This is a genomic window from Sphingorhabdus sp. M41 (genome assembly GCF_001586275.1).
Classification (GTDB): Bacteria; Pseudomonadota; Alphaproteobacteria; order Sphingomonadales; family Sphingomonadaceae; genus Parasphingorhabdus.
On sequence record NZ_CP014545.1, the window covers coordinates 412,166 to 429,937 of the forward strand.

Here is a 17,772-nt window from a genome sequence, read left to right on the forward strand (position 1 = left end):
CTGAACTTGTTTCAGGATCTCCTGACACTGACTTATGCAATAAGAGATGCTGAAACAAGTTCAGCATGACGAAACCAGACTTTCACTCCCGCCAGCTTTTGTCTTCGCGATCGACCAGCCGCACCATCGCGTCAAATTCCGGGACGCCCTGTTGCAGGGGATCAATCGAGGCCTGCGACAGATTTTCCAGATGCTTCCTGATCACCTCTTCGCCGATCATCACCGGTTTGCCCATCGCCAGCGTCTGCATCTGGATTTCGCAGGCGCGTTGCAGCACCCAGTGGTTGAGGAACGCCTCTTCCAGCGTCCGGCCCATCACCACCGGGCCGTGATTCTCGAGCATCATCATCCGCTTCTTGCCGAGGCTGGCGAGGAAACGCGGGCCTTCGTCTTCGTGCACGGTAATGCCTTCGAACTTGTGGTAGGCGAGGCGCGGGACGATCGCGGCAGCGTAGAAATTGATCGGCTGCAGGCCGCCTTCGACTGAGGATACCGCCATGGTCGCGGTGGTATGGGTGTGGATGATTGCATGGACATCGGGCAGTTCGCGGTGGAACAGGCTGTGCTGGGTGAAGCCGGCCTTGTTGACCGGGTAGGTCGAGCCATCGAGCGTGTTGCCGTCGATATCGATCTTGACCAGAGTCGAGGCGGTGACCTCGCTGAAATGCAGGCCATAGGGATTGATCAGAAAGGCATCATCCTCGCCCGGAACCTTCAGCGTGATATGGTTGAAGATCATCTCGTCCCAGCCGAGATAGGCGAAAATCCGGTAGCAGGCGGCGAGCCGCTGGCGCGCTTTCCACTCTTCCTCACTACAGCTGGATTGGATGTTGATCGCGGTGGCCATTTTTCTCTCCTCGACTCGGCTGATATTGTCTGTACCGGCCATATTATAGCAAAGGCCCTGAAACACGAATGCAAAGCTTCTGTCATTCGCGCAATGAATCGTGTAAATGCTTGCCTAGCTGCCGAGAAATTGATAGGCGGCGCGAGATTGAAGCAGATTGATTCTGCTGCAAACCCTTTTTTTATGGCTTTTACACCAATATAGGCCAGAAGAAATTGCTTCTGGCCCGCTACGAAATCTGAACGGAGTTACTCAGTCTTATGCAAATCATGGTTCGCGATAATAATGTTGATCAGGCCCTTCGGGCGCTCAAGAAAAAATTGCAGCGTGAAGGCGTCTATCGCGAAATGAAGCTTCGTCGCCATTACGAAAAGCCATCCGAAAAGCGCGCCCGCGAAAAGGCTGCTGCCGTTCGCCGCGCCCGCAAGATGGACCGCAAGCGTATGGAACGCGACGGCCTGATTTAAGCGCTTCGGCTCCACAATAACAAGGTAGCCTGCCCATGTCAGTTACGACGGTTCCGATTCATCCCATCAAAAAGGGCTCGCTGACCAAGATCTGGATCGGTGTGTTGCTGATAGTGGGCGCTGCATTGCTTCTCGCTTATACGGGAACCCAGAATGTCGTCGTGAATGGCGCGACCAACGAGCAGTTTCTCGCCGCCAATGCTGATGAGGATGGGGTGGAAACAACCGCATCCGGCCTACAATATAAAGTGATCAAGCCGGGCGAGGGGCCTTCGCCTGTCGCCACCGATACGGCTCTGGTCAAATATGAAGGCACGTTGCGCGATGGCACTGTCTTTGATGCTAATGAGCAAGCGCCGATGCCGGTGGGTGCCGTGGTCCCCGGTTTCTCCGAGGCGCTGCAACTTATGCAGAAGGGCGGCGAATATCGCATCTGGATCCCGTCGGAACTCGCATATGGCGAGGCCTCTCCCGGTGAACAGATTCCGCCTAACAGCCTGCTCATTTTTGATGTGACGCTGCTCGACTTTATTTCAGCAGCGCAGATGGAAGAGCTTCAACGGCAGATGCAGGCAGAAGGCGCTCCCGGAAACCCACGACTTCCCGGCCAATAGCGACTTTGGTATAGTGGTTTCTGGAGAGTAGTTTGTGACCGATATCGTCACGAATCAGAATAGTCCGAAGCCATCATCGCCAATCAAGCCATTCTTGCTTGGGCTGCTATCGGGTGTAATTTCGGTGGCCGTGCTTGCCGCCGCAATTCCAGAAAAAACCAGTCCTTCAGAATTTGTCCAGGCAAGTTGGGAAAAGCTGTTTCCGCCACCGGGCAATGCAGAATTTCTGACGGAAAATGGAAAACAGGCCGGCGTCGTCACAACCGCATCCGGTCTGCAATATAAGGTGAACAAGCCCGGCAAGGGTGATTCGCCAACCGCCACTGATACGGCTCTGGTCAAATATGAAGGCACGTTGCGCGATGGCACGGTCTTTGATGCCAACGAGCAGGTGCCGATGCCGGTGGGTGCCGTGGTGCCCGGTTTCTCCGAAGCGCTGCAGCTGATGCAGAAGGGCGGCGAATATCGTATCTGGATCCCGTCGGAGCTCGCTTATGGTGAAACCTCTCCCGGACCAGAGCTTCCCGCCAACAGCTTGCTCATCTTTGATGTGACTCTGCTGGACTTTATTTCAGCGGCAAAAATGGAAGAATTGCGTCAGCAGATGCAGGCGCAGGCTGTTCCCGGCGGACCACCACCCGCTCCTTAACAATCGCCTATATCGGGGCTAGGAGCGTTCGGCTTGCGCAACAGCTTCCGATGCGCGCAGGGCAGATAATATCCGCATCAGATGGTGGACATTGTGCACTTCCAGATCAACGTCGAACGTATGGAACGGGCCGTCGCGATGCGACAGGCGCAGGTTCAGGATATTGGCATTGTGAAAGCCAAAAATCCCGGCCATTTCAGAAAGCGTCCCCGGCTTGTTGTGAAGGACCACACATAGACGGGCAGCCGCGCCGTCGCTTTCAGTGCCCCAGCTGAGATCGACCCAGTCGGCATCGACGCCATCGGCCAGACTCTGGCAATCGATGGTGTGCACTTCGACATTCTCGCCGCTCCGCCGCAGTCCGACAATGCGGTCGCCGGGCACGGGATGGCAGCATTCTGCCAGATTGAAGGCAACGCCCGGGGTCAGGCCCTTGATCGAAATTGCGCGATCCTGTTCGGGCCATTGCCGTTCGTCATCATTGTCGTGGACGCTACCGGGAATGATCGCTTCCATAACTTCGCGGTCGCTGAGCTGGCGGGTGCCGATAGCCATCATCAGATCGTCCGGTTCCTCCATGTTCAGCCGTTTCAGCGCAGCCTTGATTGCGCGCTTGCCGATCTTGCCGGGTAGCCGTTCGATGATTTCTTCATAAAGCTCGGTACCGATCGCGATCATCTCGTCTCGTTCCTTGAACCGGACATTGCGACGGATTGCCGCGCGCGCCTTGCCGGTAATGACGAACGACAGCCAGCCGGGTTGCGGTTCCTGTCCCTTGGATTTCAGAATCTCGACGACATCGCCGTTCTGCAGCTGGGTGCGCAACGGTACATGCCGTCCATTGACCTTGGCACCCACGGCCTGATTGCCGAGATCGGTGTGCACGGCATAGGCAAAATCGACGGTGGTCGAACCTCTGGGCATCTGCAGCAAGGTTCCCTTGGGGGTGAAGGCAAAAATCCGGTCCTGATACATCGCCAGACGGGTGTGCTCGAGCAGTTCTTCCGCATCTTCTGCCTGATCCAGAATCTCGATCAGATCGCGGATCCAGCCAGCCTGGCCATCGGGTCGATTGCCCTGTTTATAGGCCCAATGTGCAGCGAGGCCGAATTCATTATCCTCGTGCATGCGCTGGGAGCGAATCTGAATTTCCACTCGCATATTATTGCCATGCATCAATGTCGTATGGATGGAACTGTAGCCGTTTCGCTTCGGTGTGGAGATATAGTCTTTGAACCGGCCGGGGACCATTTTCCATTTCTCATGCAATATGCCAAGCGCACGGTAACATTCGGCGCTATTGTCGGTAACCACCCGGAACGCCATGATGTCGGTCAGATGCTCAAAGCTGACGTGCCGCTCCTGCATCTTGCGCCAGATCGAATAGGGATGCTTTTCCCGGCCACTGACCTCTGCCACCAGACCGCCGCTCTCCAGTGCCTTCTGAATTGACTGGGAGATTTTATCAACCTGGCCATCGTCGCCTTCCTTGATCGCCTTCAGTCTTTTCGTGATCGTGTCATGGGCCTCCGGTTCCATGTGCTGGAAGGCCAGCAATTGCATCTCGCGCATATATTCATACATGCCGATCCGCTCGGCAAGCGGTGCATAAATATCCATGGTTTCATGGGCGATCCGCTGGCGCTTTTCTTCGCTCTTGATGAAATGCAGCGTCCGCATATTGTGCAGCCGATCGGCAAGCTTGACCAGAAGCACGCGGATATCGTCGGACATGGCCAGCAGGAATTTACGCAGATTTTCCGCAGCCCTTTCATTGTCGGTCTGCGCCTCGATCTTTGAAAGCTTGGTCACGCCATCGACCAGGCGGGCAATTTCCTCGCCGAATAATTTGCCAATTTCCTCGGTCGTGGTGAGCGTATCCTCGACCGTATCGTGGAGCAGCGCGGTGACAATCGTTTCCTGGTCGAGTTTGAGGTCGGTCATCAGGCCGGCCACTTCGATCGGATGACTGAAATAGGGGTCGCCGCTCGCCCGTTTCTGGCTGCCATGTCGCTGCACCGAGAAGACATAGGCGCGGTTGATCAGATCTTCATCTGCATCGGGATCATAGGATCGCACCCGTTCCACTAGTTCATATTGCCTGAGCATGGATAGAAGATGGTGCGCTTTCTGGACCGGGGCAACAAAAAAGAGCGCCGAAGCGGGCTCTTATATCCGGGGGAACGGAAAAAAAGCTTCGCTTCGGCGCTATGGCTGACCGGCGGGGGCCGGGAATTGGCCCCTATATGGAGCGAGAAGCCGGTCAGACGGGGATTATTCAATCAGCTGTTGCACTTGGCGATCGCTTCGGAGTCAAAGGCTTCGCCTTTGTAGGCAAAGCTTGCGACCGGCCCGAATTCATCGACCAGCTTGGCGCAAATCGTCCGCGGCGCAGAGCTGCTCTGGCTGCCGATACATTCCGTACCGGCGCAGCGAATGACCGCACCTCTGATAATTTCCTGGGCGGCTTCAACCGGAGCCTGTAATTCTGCCGTATAGGCAACAGCCGGGCCGCGCGCTTCAGCGGTGGTGGCGGTAAACAGGGTGAGGGATGTCATCGCCGCAATGCAAAAGATCATTGAAGCGCGAAGGGGGCTTTGGGAGAGAAGCATGATATTTCCTTTCGTCAGTCTGTTGTCGAGCCATTATTGCGATGGCCAGAGGGGAGAAATTCATTGTTGCAATATCAGTTGCGAATCACTACCTAGATTAATAGGTTTTAAGTTGCAACTAAAAACTTATATTTTTTTCGCACTTGCCAAAAAACTGGTTTAGGAATGGGCACATGGACAAAATCAGAGAAGATCTATCGAGTCTGGCTGGCGGGGAGTGCAGCCTTCCCATATCCTTGGAGGTCATCGGCGAGCGTTGGTGCTTCATGATATTGCGTGCTGCGCTCAACGGCGTTGGGCATTTTGAGGATTTTCTGTCCGAAATCGGTATTGCCCGGAACATATTGGCCAACCGGCTCACCCGGATGGTGGAAGCGGGTATCATGACTCGGCGTCCCTGCGATCATGACAAGCGGAAGGTCGAATATCGGCTGACCGACAAGGGGCAGGATTTGCTGCCGACAATGATTGCCATGCGGCAATGGGGAGAAAGATGGGAAACCGGCGTTCCGTCTAACCCAATCCTCTGCGATTCACGGGATCGTCAGCCGATCCGCAAAATCACCATGCGCGCGCATGATGACCGGGTTCTTGAAATGGATGATCTGTGCTGGATCGATGAGTCGGAATTGAAGCCGGATGCCGACGGCGCCAACCGCGACGATATGGTGGTTCGCCATCTCAAAGAAATTGGCGAATCGTCAGCGGCTTAAGGGTTTTTGCCGACCGGCCCTATTCGACGCCGGCGCTATTCGACGGTCGCATAAATGCTGTTTATGGGCCGGGCCATGACGCGCCGAACCATCGGCTCGAAAAACTCCAGCGGAGCGGTGTCATAGTTGGCGTCGAACGCGGTCTGGTCATATTTTGCGCAGAATTCCGCACAATCTTCAAAATGCTCATGACCACGGAACTGTTCGCGCATGTCGCGGTCCTGGCCAAGATAGTGGAAGAAATAATAGCCCTGGAATATGCCGTGCTTTTCCGTGATCCAGTGGTTCTTCTCGCTGACAAAGGGTTTCAGGATCGCTGCTGCAATATCGGGATGGTTATAGGTGCCAAGCGTGTCACCGACATCGTGCAGCAAGGCCATCACGACATATTGCTCGTCCCGGCCATCGCGGTGGGCGCGAGTTGCGGTTTGCAAACTGTGCTGCATCCGGTCGATGGGAAAGCCGCCAAAATCGCCGTCGAGCAATTTCAAATGATCGAGCACCCGGTCGGCCACCTTGCTGGCAAAGGGACCAAAATGTCCGCCGATAATCTGCCAGTCTTCCTGGGTGCCCTCTTCCATGGAAGGGAATTTTGCTCGAACTTCGTTGGGACCACCCATGACATTCTCCTTGGTCTGTTGCCGATCTTCAGCCACATTTCTCTTTTCGGGAATGCAAATATCTTCGCATTTGGGTCGAAAAACGGAGCGTTTGTCGTCTTATTTGTGCAAATGATAGGCGATTCTTTCCCAAGCGGCAATGGCCCGCTATAGAAAGCATGATGGCCGTTATGGAAATTCGCCCCCAGCCGTTTTTTGGCAACAAGAACCGCGCATTCTGGAACCTGCAATCGGCGGGCTGGGCTGGCGCGCTTATTCTGCGCGCGATCGGCGGGATATCGAATGGTCTGCCGCTCAGCTTTCTGGTGCCGGTCATCATCTCGACCATTACCGGTTATTCCATCTCCTTGTTGCTGTCGGTGGTGTACAAGAATTTGATCCACCGCCGTCCGATTGTCACATGGAGCAGCACCGCCGTTTTCCTGACGATCGCGGCCGCGCTATATGCCTTCATCGATGCCTGGGTTTTCCTCATCCAGAATCCGACGTCAGAGACGGCGTTCGGTACGTTGTTTCTGGGCTCATTGTTCCTCGGTATCATGTTGCTGGGTGCCTGGTCGGCGCTCTATTATGCGATCAACTTCTTCCTGCGGGTCGAGGAGCAGAATGACCAGCTGCTGCAGCTGGAAGCCCAGGCCACTCGCGCCCAGCTGGCGATGCTGCGCTATCAGCTCAATCCCCATTTTCTGTTCAACACGCTGAACAGCATTTCGACTCTGGTGCTGCTGCGCCAGACGGAACCGGCCAATGCCATGCTCTCGCGCCTGTCCTCTTTCCTGCGCCATACGCTGGTCAACGAAGTGCACAGCCGGGTTACTCTGGCGCAAGAGGTTGAAACCCTGCATCTCTATCTCGATATTGAAAAGATGCGCTTCGAAGAACGGTTGCGATCACATTTTGACATCGATCCGGCCGTACGTGATGCATTGTTACCATCGCTATTGCTCCAGCCGCTGGTCGAGAATGCGATAAAATATGCGGTGACACCGCAGGAAGAGGGGGCCGATATATCGGTTTCTGCGCATCTCGACGGGGACAAGTTGCGCATAACCGTATCGGATACGGGGCCCGGTAAAATTGGTGCCGCGACCGGAAAATCCGATTCCACGGGCGTCGGTCTCGGTAATATTCAGGAGCGATTAAACCAGGCCTATGGAGAAGGCGCCATATTTGAAACGCGCTCGTCTCCGGGCGAGGGCTTTTCGGTATTCATCGCCTTGCCATTTGAAACGAGAGAACAGATCGAGCGCGAAGCGGCGGATCACTCTGCAACCGACGAACAAGTGAGAAACGAGACTATTTTTGGGGAGCATGCATCCAGTGATGACCGTCAGCGGGAGCCGGTGAATGCGCCGGGGATGGCATCATTCCAGCATAAGGATTTGAAAACATGACGATCAAGACGATATTAGTCGACGATGAAAAGCTAGCGATTCAGGGTCTGCAGATTCGACTCGAAAAATTCGACGATATCGAGATTGTCGATACCTGCCGCAATGGCCGGGAGGCGATTCGCAAGATCAAGACCTTGAAGCCTGATCTGGTGTTTCTCGATATCCAGATGCCGGGGTTTGACGGTTTTTCGGTGGTACAGGGGATTATGGAGATTGAGCCACCTCTGTTCATTTTCGTGACCGCCTATTCCGAACATGCCGTCCGGGCCTTCGAGGCCGAGGCCATCGACTATCTGGTGAAGCCGGTCGAGGAAGACCGGCTGGCCGACGCGATTGACCGGGTGCGCAAGCGCCTCTTGGAAAAGCGCGGCGGCGCTGAGCTTGAAAAGCTTAAAAATGTGCTCAGTGAGGTCGCGCCTGACGCGATGGCCAATATCGAGGATTCAGACGAGCCGGCGTCCGCGAATCGCTATGAGAAGCTGATCAATGTCAAAGACCGGGGGCAGATCTTCCGCGTTGACGTCGATACCATCGAGCGAATCGATGCGGCTGGTGATTATATGTGCATCTATACAGCCGACAATAGTCTGATCCTGCGTGAGACGATGAAAGACCTCGAAAAGCGTCTCGATCCCCGCCATTTTCAGCGCGTGCATCGCTCGACGATCGTCAATCTGAGTCAGGTCCGCGAGGTGAAGCCGCATACCAATGGCGAATGTTTCCTGGTGCTGGGTTCCGGTGCGCAGGTAAAGGTCAGCCGCAGCTACCGCGATGTCGTCGCGCGCTTTGTACATTAGAGGCTAGTCGCGGCGACTCCGGAAAAAATCCAACAGTAATTTCGCAGAATTTTCTCCCTCAATTCCGGCATAGACGTCTGGCTTGTGATGGCATGTGGGCGTCTCGAAAAACCGGACCCCATTGTCCACAGCGCCGCCCTTGGGATCGTCTGCGCCATAATAGAGCCTGCGAATACGGGCATGAGCGATGGCACCGACGCACATCGTGCAAGGCTCCAGCGTTACCCACAGGTCGCAATCTTCCAGTCGGTCATTGCCGAGATATTGTGTCGCCTGCCGAATCGCAACGATTTCGGCATGGGCAGTTGGGTCGTGATTGATTCGGGTGCGATTATGCCCCTGACCAATAATTTTACCGTCCTTGACGATGACCGCACCCACCGGTACTTCATCGACAGCAATTGCCGCATTGGCCAAAGCCAGCGCATCGCCCATGAAAGAAGTATATTTTGCTGCTACCATGGTTGTGAGTTAGCGTGGAAGCGGTCGGAAGGCCATAGTTGACCAGATCGTCGAAAATGCCTCCGATATGCTTGACGCATGGCCTGATTAGGGTTAGGTGACCGCTCTTTCCCGCTGGGAATCACTCAATAACAAGAAATTGGACTTTTACGATGTCGCGGATTTGCGAACTGACAGGTAAGACTCGGCTGGTAGGCAATAATGTGTCGCACGCCAAAAACCGGACCAAGAAAACATTTTTGCCCAACCTGCAAAATGTGACTCTTTTGTCCGACACTCTCGGCAAGGGCGTGAAACTTCGGGTTTCGACGCACGGCCTGCGTTCGGTGGAGCATGTTGGCGGCCTCGACAATTGGTTGCTGAAAACCAAGGACGACAAGCTGAGCCTGCGTGTGAAACGCCTCAAAAAAGAAATCGCGAAAAAGCAGGTTGCTACCGCTTAAGCGATCAATCTGATTCGAACGTTGAAAAGCCGGGGCTAGCCTCGGCTTTTTCGTTTTGACGTTCGGGGCCGGACTTTTTCGGGCTGTCTTTTCCTTTCAGCAATCGGAACTTGAAAAACAGCGATTCCTGTAACGCGCTGAAATTATCATCCGAAGCTATCCAGACAATAGTCGCTTCTCCGTCCCGCGTGATGGCCAGAGCCTCCATATTATCAACCTTCAGCGGTGGCTTCAGCGTGGCGATCGACACGGATGTCGCGACCTTTCCCGGTTGGAAATTCTTGAGCTGCGCGATCGACAATATCGCTGATACCCCGTCAAATGGCGTAAAGCGCCGGTGCAGCATCAAGGCAGAATCGTCGTCCAGCAATACCGCATCGGTCAACCGATACCCTTTGGGAGGTTGATAGCCGAAAACGACCGCTTTGCTTGTCGGCTCGGCAGCATCGCTGTCAAACATAAGGGCCTGATAGCCGCCCTTTGAATATTCTGCGGATTCCGAAAAAACCAGAAAGCGGCCATCTTTCAGGCGGAGCATAGCCTCCGCTCCTCCATTCTCGGGCCATTTTTGCGCTGCCTTCGAGTAATGCGCCGTTTCCTTGCGTGCGAAAGTCGGCCCGTAGCGCCAGACACTATGCTGATGCTCGTAGCCAACCCAGAATTGACCGGTCTCGGGATCATGAAGAAACGATTCGGCATCCCAGTTCAATTGGGCATATTCATTGGGCTTGGCCGGGCCTTCAGGCAGTGGCGCAATGAATGGGCGCAGCGCCTGGTTCTTATCTTCATCCAAGGTGAAGCCGACCAAAGTGCCATTGTCGCTGAGCATCAGGAAACGATTGTCCGGGAGCGCCAACATCGACGATATGCCACCGAATTCGCCATTGTCACTGGTGATTTTCCAGCCGGCGAGAAATTCGAGACGACCCACCACGGTCCGTGCCGGATCCCTGGCATCCAGGGCGATCGGTTTCAGGGTGATATATTGGCTGTCGTTTGGCGGCGGCACAGGGCCGCGAACAAAAGTGACCGGCACCAGAAAGAAGAAGAGCGACAAACATGCAAACAAGCGGGGCATGCGCCGCGCATAACCGATTCGTCGCTCCAAACATATTCTATTCTGGACGCTCGGGCGCGACCTGCGCTAGACGCCGACCAAATAGTCAGGAAAGCGCGATTATGAAAAAAGTTTACCCCGATGCGGCCGCCGCCCTCGACGGCCTATTATTCGATGATATGCATCTTTGCGTGGGTGGTTTTGGCCTCTGCGGCATCCCGGAAAGGTTGATCGACGCGATTCAGGAGGACGGGGTCAAGGGACTTACCATCGCTTCCAACAATGCCGGAATTGACAATGAAGGTCTTGGCAAATTGTTGCGCTCGCGACAGGTCAAAAAAATGATCTCCTCCTATGTCGGCGAGAACAAGGAATTCGAACGGCAGTTTCTGTCAGGCGAGCTGGAAGTGGAATTCTGCCCGCAGGGAACCCTGGCCGAACGGTGCCGAGCGGGTGGCGCGGGCATTCCGGGCTTTTATACAAGGACCGGTGTTGGCACGCAGGTGGCCGAGGGAAAAGAACACAAGGATTTCGATGGCGAAACCTATATTCTCGAGCGGGGTATTTTTGCAGATGTCTGCCTGATCAAGGGCTGGAAAGCGGACAAGGCGGGCAATCTGATGTTCCGCAAGACCGCGCGCAATTTCAATGCGCCGATGGCGACGGCAGGCAAGATTTGTGTCGCCGAGGTTGAGGAGATTGTCGAAGTCGGTGAACTGGATCCGGATTGCATCCATTTGCCGGGCATTTATGTCAAACGCCTGATTAACGGCGCGCCCTATGACAAGAAAATCGAATTCCGCATGACCCGGGAGCGTGAAGACGCCTGATGGCTCGGCTTCGCCTATCTCTGATTGCTTTGGCCACGCTGCCGTTGCTGTCCAGCTGCGTCGCCGCACTGGTGCCACTGGCTGCTTTGGGAGGCCTCGGCAAGCATGAGATTGATCGCGCCAAGGCGAGGCGGGAACTGGTCTCGTCCGGTGCCATCGATCTATCGGCACCGGTTGGTAAGGTCACGCTACAATCGGACGGCAGCGCGGCAAATGCATTGCCCAAGACGGAAAAGAAATTTTCCGGGCAAGGCGGCGCCTTTGAAACCGTCGAAGTCGACCTTGATGGCGAGGCCAAGGATTATATCTCACAATATTTTCAGCCTGTCGGTCCGCATTCTTCCCCTTATGCCGAGTTTGCGGCTCACGCTCTGAAACAATCGGCCAGACAGGAAGCCGGAGAAGGCGTCGTATCAGTGGTGCTGGTTCCACGGGTCGATATTTTCAAACCGGAAACCATGGGTTGCGCTGGCAAGCCGTTGGCTGTGGCCATCGATCTTGATGACACGGTCGGTGGCGACTGGATGGAAGCGGAGACGCTTTACCGGCAAAATGGCCTGATAGAAGTGCTGACCAGCCTGCGAGCTGCAAACATCAGCGTGATCTGGTTGTCCGACCAACCGGTTGCGGCATCCGAGAAAATCTCCGCGATCCTCAACGAGGCGGGCTTCTCGCAATCGGATTCGGATGATTTCCTTTTCCTTGACCGGGGTGGAGATGATCGCAAACAGGTCCGGCGTTGGGATGCCGCGCGCAACTATTGCATCGTTGCCATGGCAGGTGACGACCGCGCGGATTTCGACGAGCTCTATGCCTATTTGCGCAATCCAGACGGCGCGATCACGCTGGAAAATATGTTCGGTAACGGCTGGTTTCTGACACCGCCTCCTCTGGTGGAAGCGACGGAAGCAAAGGCCACACAGTCAGATGACAAAGAAGGATAAATATGCCCTGGACTCGCGATGAAATGGCCGCTCGGGCGGCAAAGGAACTGCATGACGGCTTTTACGTGAACCTCGGGATCGGCATTCCGACGCTGGTCGCCAACCATATCCCACCGGGCGTGGAGGTCACCTTGCAAAGCGAGAACGGTATGCTCGGTATTGGACCGTTTCCCTATGAGGAGGAAATTGATCCCGACCTGATCAACGCCGGCAAACAGACGATCAGCGAACTGCCCTCGTCGAGCTATTTCAGCTCGTCCGACAGCTTTGCCATGATCCGCGGCGGACATATCGATCTGACCGTATTGGGCGCGATGGAAATTGCGGAAAATGGCGATATTGCCAACTGGATGATCCCCGGCAAGATGATCAAGGGCATGGGTGGCGCAATGGATCTGGTTGCCGGTGTGAAGAAGATCATCGTCGTGATGGATCACTGCGCCAAGGACGGCAGTCCGAAGTTCATTCCCCAATGCACCTTGCCGCTGACCGGTACCAATGTCGTCGATATGATCATCACCGATCTATGCGTGTTCCAGCGCCCCGACCATGACAGTCCGTTCCGGCTGATCGAACTGGCTCCGGGAGTCAGCGCCGAGGATGTCGCGGCGAAAACCACAGCGGCTTATGAAATAGCATTATAAGATACTGAACGTGAAAAGATATTTGGCGCTACTATTCGGGCTGGCAGGTCTGTTGCTCGTCGGATGGTATGGTTATCGCGCTCTTGTCGACCAGCAAAGCGGGTTTCCGCTGCCGCTGCAGATCAAAGCAGAAGGCGAAAACAAGCTACCAGTCGAACCTGACGACTGGCAGGGAAAGATTGCCTATCGTGATCTCGATCGCGACTTCACGCTTCTGGCGGCGCAGCCGGAAATGGCCGGGCTTGCGGTCGCGATCGTGGAGGAAGGTGAACTCCGTTTCATTGGTACTTATGGTGTAAGCGACAAAAGCAGCGGCCGACGCGTAATGCCGGATACGGTGTTCCGCTGGGCCTCGGTTTCAAAAGGCGTGGCGGGTTCGCTTGCCGCAAAATTGTCGACAGAAGGCAAGCTCAATCTTAACACCCCGCTGAGCGCCTGGCACTCGTCACTCAGGCTGCCTGGGGGAGCGGAGTCGCAGATAAACTTGGCAGAGCTCCTGTCGCACCGAACTGGTCTTACCAAAAACGCCTATGATACGAAACTGGAAGATGGTCAGGATCCCGGTCTGCTCCGCTCGCAACTCGGCGTAGCCCCATTGCAATGCGTGCCGGGCACCTGTCACAGCTATCAGAATATTGCCTTTGATGCGGCGAGCGAGATCCTGGGACAGACTGCCGGAACCCTATATTCTGACGCGGTGCAAAAGCAGCTGTTCAAGCCGCTCGGCATGAAAAGCGCGCAATTTGGCATGGTCGGCCTGACCGGCGCGAAAAGATGGGCGCGACCCCATCGCGGTGATGAAGTGCGAACGCTGTCGGAATCCTACTGGCGGGTTCCCGCAGCCGCCGGCGTCAGCAGCGATATTGTCGATATGGCGCGCTGGCTGCGCGCGCAAATGGGCGAGAATAAGGATGTCCTGTCTGATGAGACATTGGCATTGGCCCATGCGCCGCTGGTCCGGACCAGGCGTCCCTATAGCGGCGATCTCGCCCGCGCACTCGGCGAGCCATCCTATGGTCTCGGTTGGCGCAGCTTTACCTATGCAGGCCGACAATTGGTCGGGCATAGCGGTGCGGTGGATGGGTTTCGCTCGACATTGATCTTCGACCCGGCCGCGCACACGGGCGTGATTGCGATGTGGAACAGTGGTTGGGGACGCCCGTTCCGTCTGCCATTTGCGGTGCTGGACAGCTATTATGGACAGTCCGGCAATAAGTGGCTCAATCTGTCGGACTTGCCCCCGCCCAAAGTGCCTGCGGCCCCTTCGTCTCAATCGAATAAATAGCGGCTGCCCGTGACGGCGCGCTGAGCCCATGGCTTCGCGGATGATCTTGCCGGATTGGCGAAGTTAGGCACTTCAATGTCGATATCGACATGAGGCCCTAGCAAGGCGACCATTTTTTTTAGCGGAAAGACTCCTTCACCGGGGATCATCCGGTTCATCGCTTCATCCAGATAATTCTTCGACAATCGGAAATCCGGCCCGTCGCACAGCTGTGCATAGCCGATGGTCGCCGGATCTATCGCCTGCAACTGTTCAAGCGTGCCGCCGGTACGGAAGAGGTGCAGAGCATCAATCGCGATCTTCAGATTGGGCTGATCCACTCTGTCATGCAAGGCAATAGCGTTCGCCAGGCTGTTGCAACCGGCAGCAAAACCGGTGAACTCCAGGCCGACTTCCAGTTCGTGATCCAGAGCGATTGTGCATAATTTTGTTAACTGATCTTCCGCGCGCGGCTTAGCGGATTCGTGGATATGGGTCACCACGCGTTTCGCACCCAATTTAGCGGCAAGACTGATGCCGGGAAGATATTGTGCAACATCAAGTTCCGCCATCACTGGAAAATATTCGGCGTTGATGATCCGCACATCATGGTGGCGAAGCAGGCGCTTGAACGACGGTGCGGCTGTTGGATCAACCACCGGGAACATGTCCCGACCATTTGCATCAAGCGGTGTGCTGGTGAACAGGCAGACGCCGTCAAGCCCGGTTTCGGCGGCGAAGCGCACAAGATTGTCCGGTCCGCCCTCCGTCATCGTTATCTGGTGCAATGCCAGTTTGCGCATGGCTCGACCCTAGAACAGAAAGAGCCTCTCTTGCCACCGGATTCAGGGCCGCGCGGCTAGTCAATCTGCTAGGCTGTATCATATCATGGCCTGTCTATGTATCCCATGAAAAAGCCGATCACAGAATCGCGCAAAGAGGACAGTATATATGACCGAAGAAGAAATTATTTCCATTGGCGACGTAGTGCGATTTCAGGCGCAGGAACAGCCGGATGCGGTGGTCTTCACGTTTGAAGGTGACGAGATGACCTATGCCGCGCTGGATGCCGGCAGCAACCGGGCGGCGCAGGCCCTGTCGTCCAAAGGGGTCAGCAAGGGCGACCGGATCGCTTATATGGGGAAGAACAGCCATCTCTATTTTGAAATCTTGGTCGGTGCGGCCAAGCTGGGCGCGGTCATGGTGCCGGTCAACTGGCGACTCGCTCCGCCCGAAGTCGCCTATGTCCTGAATGATTGTCAGGCTAAAATATTGTTCGTCGGCCCGGGTTTTGATGATCTGGCTGGCAAGATCGAAAAGGATCTGGATCACGTCCAACTGATATTGGGTAGCGAGAAAGCGGAGGGGGATTATCCCGGCTATCCTGCCTGGCGCGATGGTTTCGCTGACGAGGATCCGATGGTTGTCTGCGCGGAAGACGATGATGCCCTGCAGCTCTATACGTCGGGCACGACCGGTCATCCCAAGGGGGCGATCATGACCAATGGCTCGATCTTTTCTTCGCGCAGCGCCGGAATCGCCGAAGAGGATATGATGGACTGGCAAAAGCCGGTCCCCGGTGAAATCACCTTGCTCGCCATGCCCTGCTTCCATATCAGCGGCACCGGTACCGGGCTGGCAGTGATGTACACCGGCGGCAGCGCCATTGTGCTGCCGGAATATGACCCGACCCAGGCACTGGACCTGATTGCGGAATATAATATCTCGAAGATCTTCATGGTCCCGGCGGCGATTCAGATATTGCTCAATCATCCGCGGGCCAGGGATGTCGATTTCTCCAATCTCAAATATATCACCTATGGCGCTTCGCCGATTCCGCTCGAGCTGATGAAACAGGCGATGGATGTGCTCGGTTGCGGCTTTGTCCAGATGTACGGCATGACCGAAACATCGGGTACGATCACCACGCTCAATCCTGAAGATCATGATGTGAACGGCAACGAGAGAATGCGCTCGGTCGGTACGCCGCTTCCTGGTGTCGAGATCAAGATCATCGATCCGGAAAGCGGAGAGCCTTTGCCGCCACGCACGATCGGCGAAATATCCACCCGGTCGGCCAAGAATATGAAGGGCTACTGGAACCGTCCGGAAGCCACGGCCGAAACGATCGATGGCGATGGCTGGCTGCGTACCGGCGATGCAGGCTATCTCGACGAAGAGGGCTATCTCTATATCCAGGACCGGCTGAAGGACATGATCATTACAGGCGGTGAAAATGTCTATCCAGCGGAAGTCGAGAATGCGCTCTACGCCAATCCAAAGGTCGCCGATGTAGCGGTGATAGGCGTACCCGATGAAAAATGGGGCGAGGCGGTAAAGGCCTGCGTCGTCGTCAAGGCGGGGCAGGAACTGACCGAGGCCGAGCTGATCGCCGATGCGCGGACCCGCATTGCCGGTTACAAATGCCCGAAGTCGATCGATTTCATCGATGCCCTGCCGCGCAATCCCTCGGGCAAGATCTTGCGCAAGGACCTGCGCGCGCCTTATTGGGAAGGCAAGGACCGGGCGGTCAACTGATCGAGAATGACCGGATGTTGCACGTAGCGCCGTTCCTGCTGAGCCTGTCGAAGCATTGGGCCAGGCGCCCTTCGACAGGCTCAGGGCGAACAGCAAATGGATGGGAGTGATGCTATGACGAATCTCGTATTGCGGGAAGATCAGGATGGCTGGGCGCTGTTGACGCTGAACCGTCCCGACAAGCTTAACTCCTTGACTGTTGCGATGTTCAAGGAGCTGCGCGGTCATGTCGAGGATCTGCGGAAAGATGAGAATATCGGCTGTGTAGTGCTGCGCGGCGCAGGCAAATGCTTTTCGGCGGGCCACGATCTGGGCGACATCGCGGAGGGCGAAGCGGTGCCGTCGCGCGGCTGGCATTCGGAAACCCTGCGGATGCTGGAAAAGCTGCCCAAGCCAGTGATCGCGGCGGTGCACGGCCATTGCTATACCGGGGCGCTCGAAGTCGCGTTGGCGGCAGATTTCATTCTGGCAGCGGACAGCGCGCGGTTTGGCGACACCCATGCCAAATGGGCGCTGACTCCGGTCTGGGGGATGAGCCAGCGCCTGCCGCGCCGGGTCGGTATTGCGACCGCCAAGCGACTGATGTTTACCGCCGACATGATCGACGCCGAAGAAGCGGTGCGCATCGGACTGGCAGAATATGCGGTGCCGCTCGATCAATTTGATGCCGAGATCGAAGCGCTGGCGCAAAAGATTGTCGCCAATTCCGGCTTCTCGCACGCGGCGAACAAGCGTCTTCTGGAGGCCACCGATGGTGGCCCGCTCGATGCAGGGCTGCAATGGGAAGTGATGGAGAGCGAAGGCCATGGCCCCGATATGCATCAGCGGATCCGGGCGTTCACTGGCAAGGGCAAATAGGCGCGGTTGGTATCAGCGG

The 17,772-nt window shown here is 55.9% G+C and carries 20 protein-coding genes; 13 read left to right on the forward strand and 7 right to left on the reverse strand.

Annotated elements, in window-relative coordinates; all coding sequences use genetic code 11:
- Positions 1-82: 82 nt before the first annotated feature.
- Positions 83-847, reverse strand: a complete 765-nt coding sequence (locus AZE99_RS02020) for a class II aldolase/adducin family protein (protein WP_067197660.1) — start codon at positions 845-847, stop codon at positions 83-85.
- Positions 848-1,107: 260 nt separating this feature from the next.
- Between AZE99_RS02020 and rpsU the strand changes: the two genes are divergently transcribed.
- From rpsU to AZE99_RS02035, 3 genes are read left to right on the forward strand one after another with little or no spacing between them, the layout of a single operon-like run.
- Positions 1,108-1,314: a 30S ribosomal protein S21 gene (gene rpsU, locus AZE99_RS02025; RefSeq protein WP_067197663.1), complete on the forward strand. Its 207-nt coding sequence runs from the start codon at positions 1,108-1,110 to the stop codon at positions 1,312-1,314.
- Between the two features lie 35 nt (positions 1,315-1,349).
- Entirely contained in the window at positions 1,350-1,928 is a 579-nt protein-coding gene (locus AZE99_RS02030; RefSeq protein ID WP_067197665.1) for an FKBP-type peptidyl-prolyl cis-trans isomerase, read from the forward strand.
- 34 nt (positions 1,929-1,962) lie between these two features.
- Positions 1,963-2,577 (forward strand): FKBP-type peptidyl-prolyl cis-trans isomerase, encoded by a 615-nt coding sequence (locus AZE99_RS02035; RefSeq protein ID WP_231862670.1) that lies wholly within the window; start codon positions 1,963-1,965, stop codon positions 2,575-2,577.
- 18 nt (positions 2,578-2,595) lie between these two features.
- Here the strand turns inward: AZE99_RS02035 and AZE99_RS02040 are convergent, their stop codons facing one another.
- Positions 2,596-4,686 (reverse strand): RelA/SpoT family protein, encoded by a 2,091-nt coding sequence (locus AZE99_RS02040; protein WP_067197668.1) that lies wholly within the window; start codon positions 4,684-4,686, stop codon positions 2,596-2,598.
- 173 nt (positions 4,687-4,859) lie between these two features.
- Entirely contained in the window at positions 4,860-5,189 is a 330-nt protein-coding gene (locus AZE99_RS02045; protein ID WP_067197670.1) for a CC_3452 family protein, read from the reverse strand.
- Positions 5,190-5,362: 173 nt separating this feature from the next.
- Between AZE99_RS02045 and AZE99_RS02050 the strand changes: the two genes are divergently transcribed.
- Positions 5,363-5,902, forward strand: a complete 540-nt coding sequence (locus AZE99_RS02050; RefSeq protein WP_082788192.1) for a winged helix-turn-helix transcriptional regulator — start codon at positions 5,363-5,365, stop codon at positions 5,900-5,902.
- 35 nt (positions 5,903-5,937) lie between these two features.
- On the opposite strand, the gene AZE99_RS02055 is transcribed toward AZE99_RS02050, so the two are convergent.
- Positions 5,938-6,522, reverse strand: coding sequence for an HD domain-containing protein (locus tag AZE99_RS02055; RefSeq protein ID WP_067197673.1), 585 nt, complete (start codon positions 6,520-6,522; stop codon positions 5,938-5,940).
- A gap of 161 nt (positions 6,523-6,683) precedes the next feature.
- Between AZE99_RS02055 and AZE99_RS02060 the strand changes: the two genes are divergently transcribed.
- Together AZE99_RS02060 and AZE99_RS02065 are read left to right on the forward strand one after the other, a co-directional pair.
- Positions 6,684-7,916, forward strand: coding sequence for a sensor histidine kinase (locus AZE99_RS02060; RefSeq protein ID WP_082788432.1), 1,233 nt, complete (start codon positions 6,684-6,686; stop codon positions 7,914-7,916).
- Positions 7,913-8,713 carry a LytR/AlgR family response regulator transcription factor gene (locus AZE99_RS02065; protein WP_067197676.1) on the forward strand — a complete coding sequence of 267 codons (801 nt, stop codon included), beginning with the start codon at positions 7,913-7,915 and terminating at the stop codon, positions 8,711-8,713. Before AZE99_RS02060 ends, AZE99_RS02065 begins: the two co-directional genes overlap by 4 nt.
- 3 nt (positions 8,714-8,716) lie before the next feature.
- On the opposite strand, the gene tadA is transcribed toward AZE99_RS02065, so the two are convergent.
- The gene (gene tadA, locus AZE99_RS02070; protein ID WP_067197678.1) at positions 8,717-9,175 is read right to left on the reverse strand and encodes a tRNA adenosine(34) deaminase TadA; all 459 of its coding nucleotides are present in this window, start codon (positions 9,173-9,175) and stop codon (positions 8,717-8,719) included.
- 152 nt (positions 9,176-9,327) lie between these two features.
- Between tadA and rpmB the strand changes: the two genes are divergently transcribed.
- Complete coding sequence (gene rpmB / locus AZE99_RS02075; RefSeq protein ID WP_067197680.1) at positions 9,328-9,618, forward strand: 50S ribosomal protein L28; 291 nt, start codon at positions 9,328-9,330, stop codon at positions 9,616-9,618.
- A gap of 4 nt (positions 9,619-9,622) precedes the next feature.
- Here the strand turns inward: rpmB and AZE99_RS02080 are convergent, their stop codons facing one another.
- A complete protein-coding gene (locus AZE99_RS02080; protein ID WP_082788194.1) occupies positions 9,623-10,696 on the reverse strand; it encodes an esterase-like activity of phytase family protein in 1,074 nt (357 codons plus the stop codon).
- Positions 10,697-10,794: 98 nt separating this feature from the next.
- On the opposite strand from AZE99_RS02080, the gene AZE99_RS02085 reads away from it, so the two are divergent.
- The 4 genes from AZE99_RS02085 to AZE99_RS02100 are packed head-to-tail and all read left to right on the forward strand — an operon-like array spanning position 10,795 to position 14,378.
- A complete protein-coding gene (locus AZE99_RS02085) occupies positions 10,795-11,505 on the forward strand; it encodes a CoA transferase subunit A (protein WP_067203183.1) in 711 nt (236 codons plus the stop codon).
- Positions 11,505-12,449: a hypothetical protein gene (locus tag AZE99_RS02090; RefSeq protein ID WP_067197683.1), complete on the forward strand. Its 945-nt coding sequence runs from the start codon at positions 11,505-11,507 to the stop codon at positions 12,447-12,449. Before AZE99_RS02085 ends, AZE99_RS02090 begins: the two co-directional genes overlap by 1 nt.
- Before the next feature lie 2 nt (positions 12,450-12,451).
- Entirely contained in the window at positions 12,452-13,093 is a 642-nt protein-coding gene (locus tag AZE99_RS02095; protein WP_067197685.1) for a 3-oxoacid CoA-transferase subunit B, read from the forward strand.
- Between the two features lie 10 nt (positions 13,094-13,103).
- The gene (locus AZE99_RS02100; protein ID WP_067197686.1) at positions 13,104-14,378 is read left to right on the forward strand and encodes a serine hydrolase domain-containing protein; all 1,275 of its coding nucleotides are present in this window, start codon (positions 13,104-13,106) and stop codon (positions 14,376-14,378) included.
- On the opposite strand, the gene AZE99_RS02105 is transcribed toward AZE99_RS02100, so the two are convergent.
- Entirely contained in the window at positions 14,363-15,160 is a 798-nt protein-coding gene (locus AZE99_RS02105) for a sugar phosphate isomerase/epimerase family protein (RefSeq protein ID WP_067197688.1), read from the reverse strand. The two genes, AZE99_RS02100 and AZE99_RS02105, sit on opposite strands and share 16 nt — an antisense overlap.
- A gap of 148 nt (positions 15,161-15,308) precedes the next feature.
- On the opposite strand from AZE99_RS02105, the gene AZE99_RS02110 reads away from it, so the two are divergent.
- The gene (locus tag AZE99_RS02110) at positions 15,309-16,895 is read left to right on the forward strand and encodes a fatty acid--CoA ligase (protein WP_067197689.1); all 1,587 of its coding nucleotides are present in this window, start codon (positions 15,309-15,311) and stop codon (positions 16,893-16,895) included.
- A gap of 114 nt (positions 16,896-17,009) precedes the next feature.
- Positions 17,010-17,753 (forward strand): enoyl-CoA hydratase/isomerase family protein, encoded by a 744-nt coding sequence (locus AZE99_RS02115; RefSeq protein ID WP_067203185.1) that lies wholly within the window; start codon positions 17,010-17,012, stop codon positions 17,751-17,753.
- Positions 17,754-17,772 lie beyond the last annotated feature (19 nt).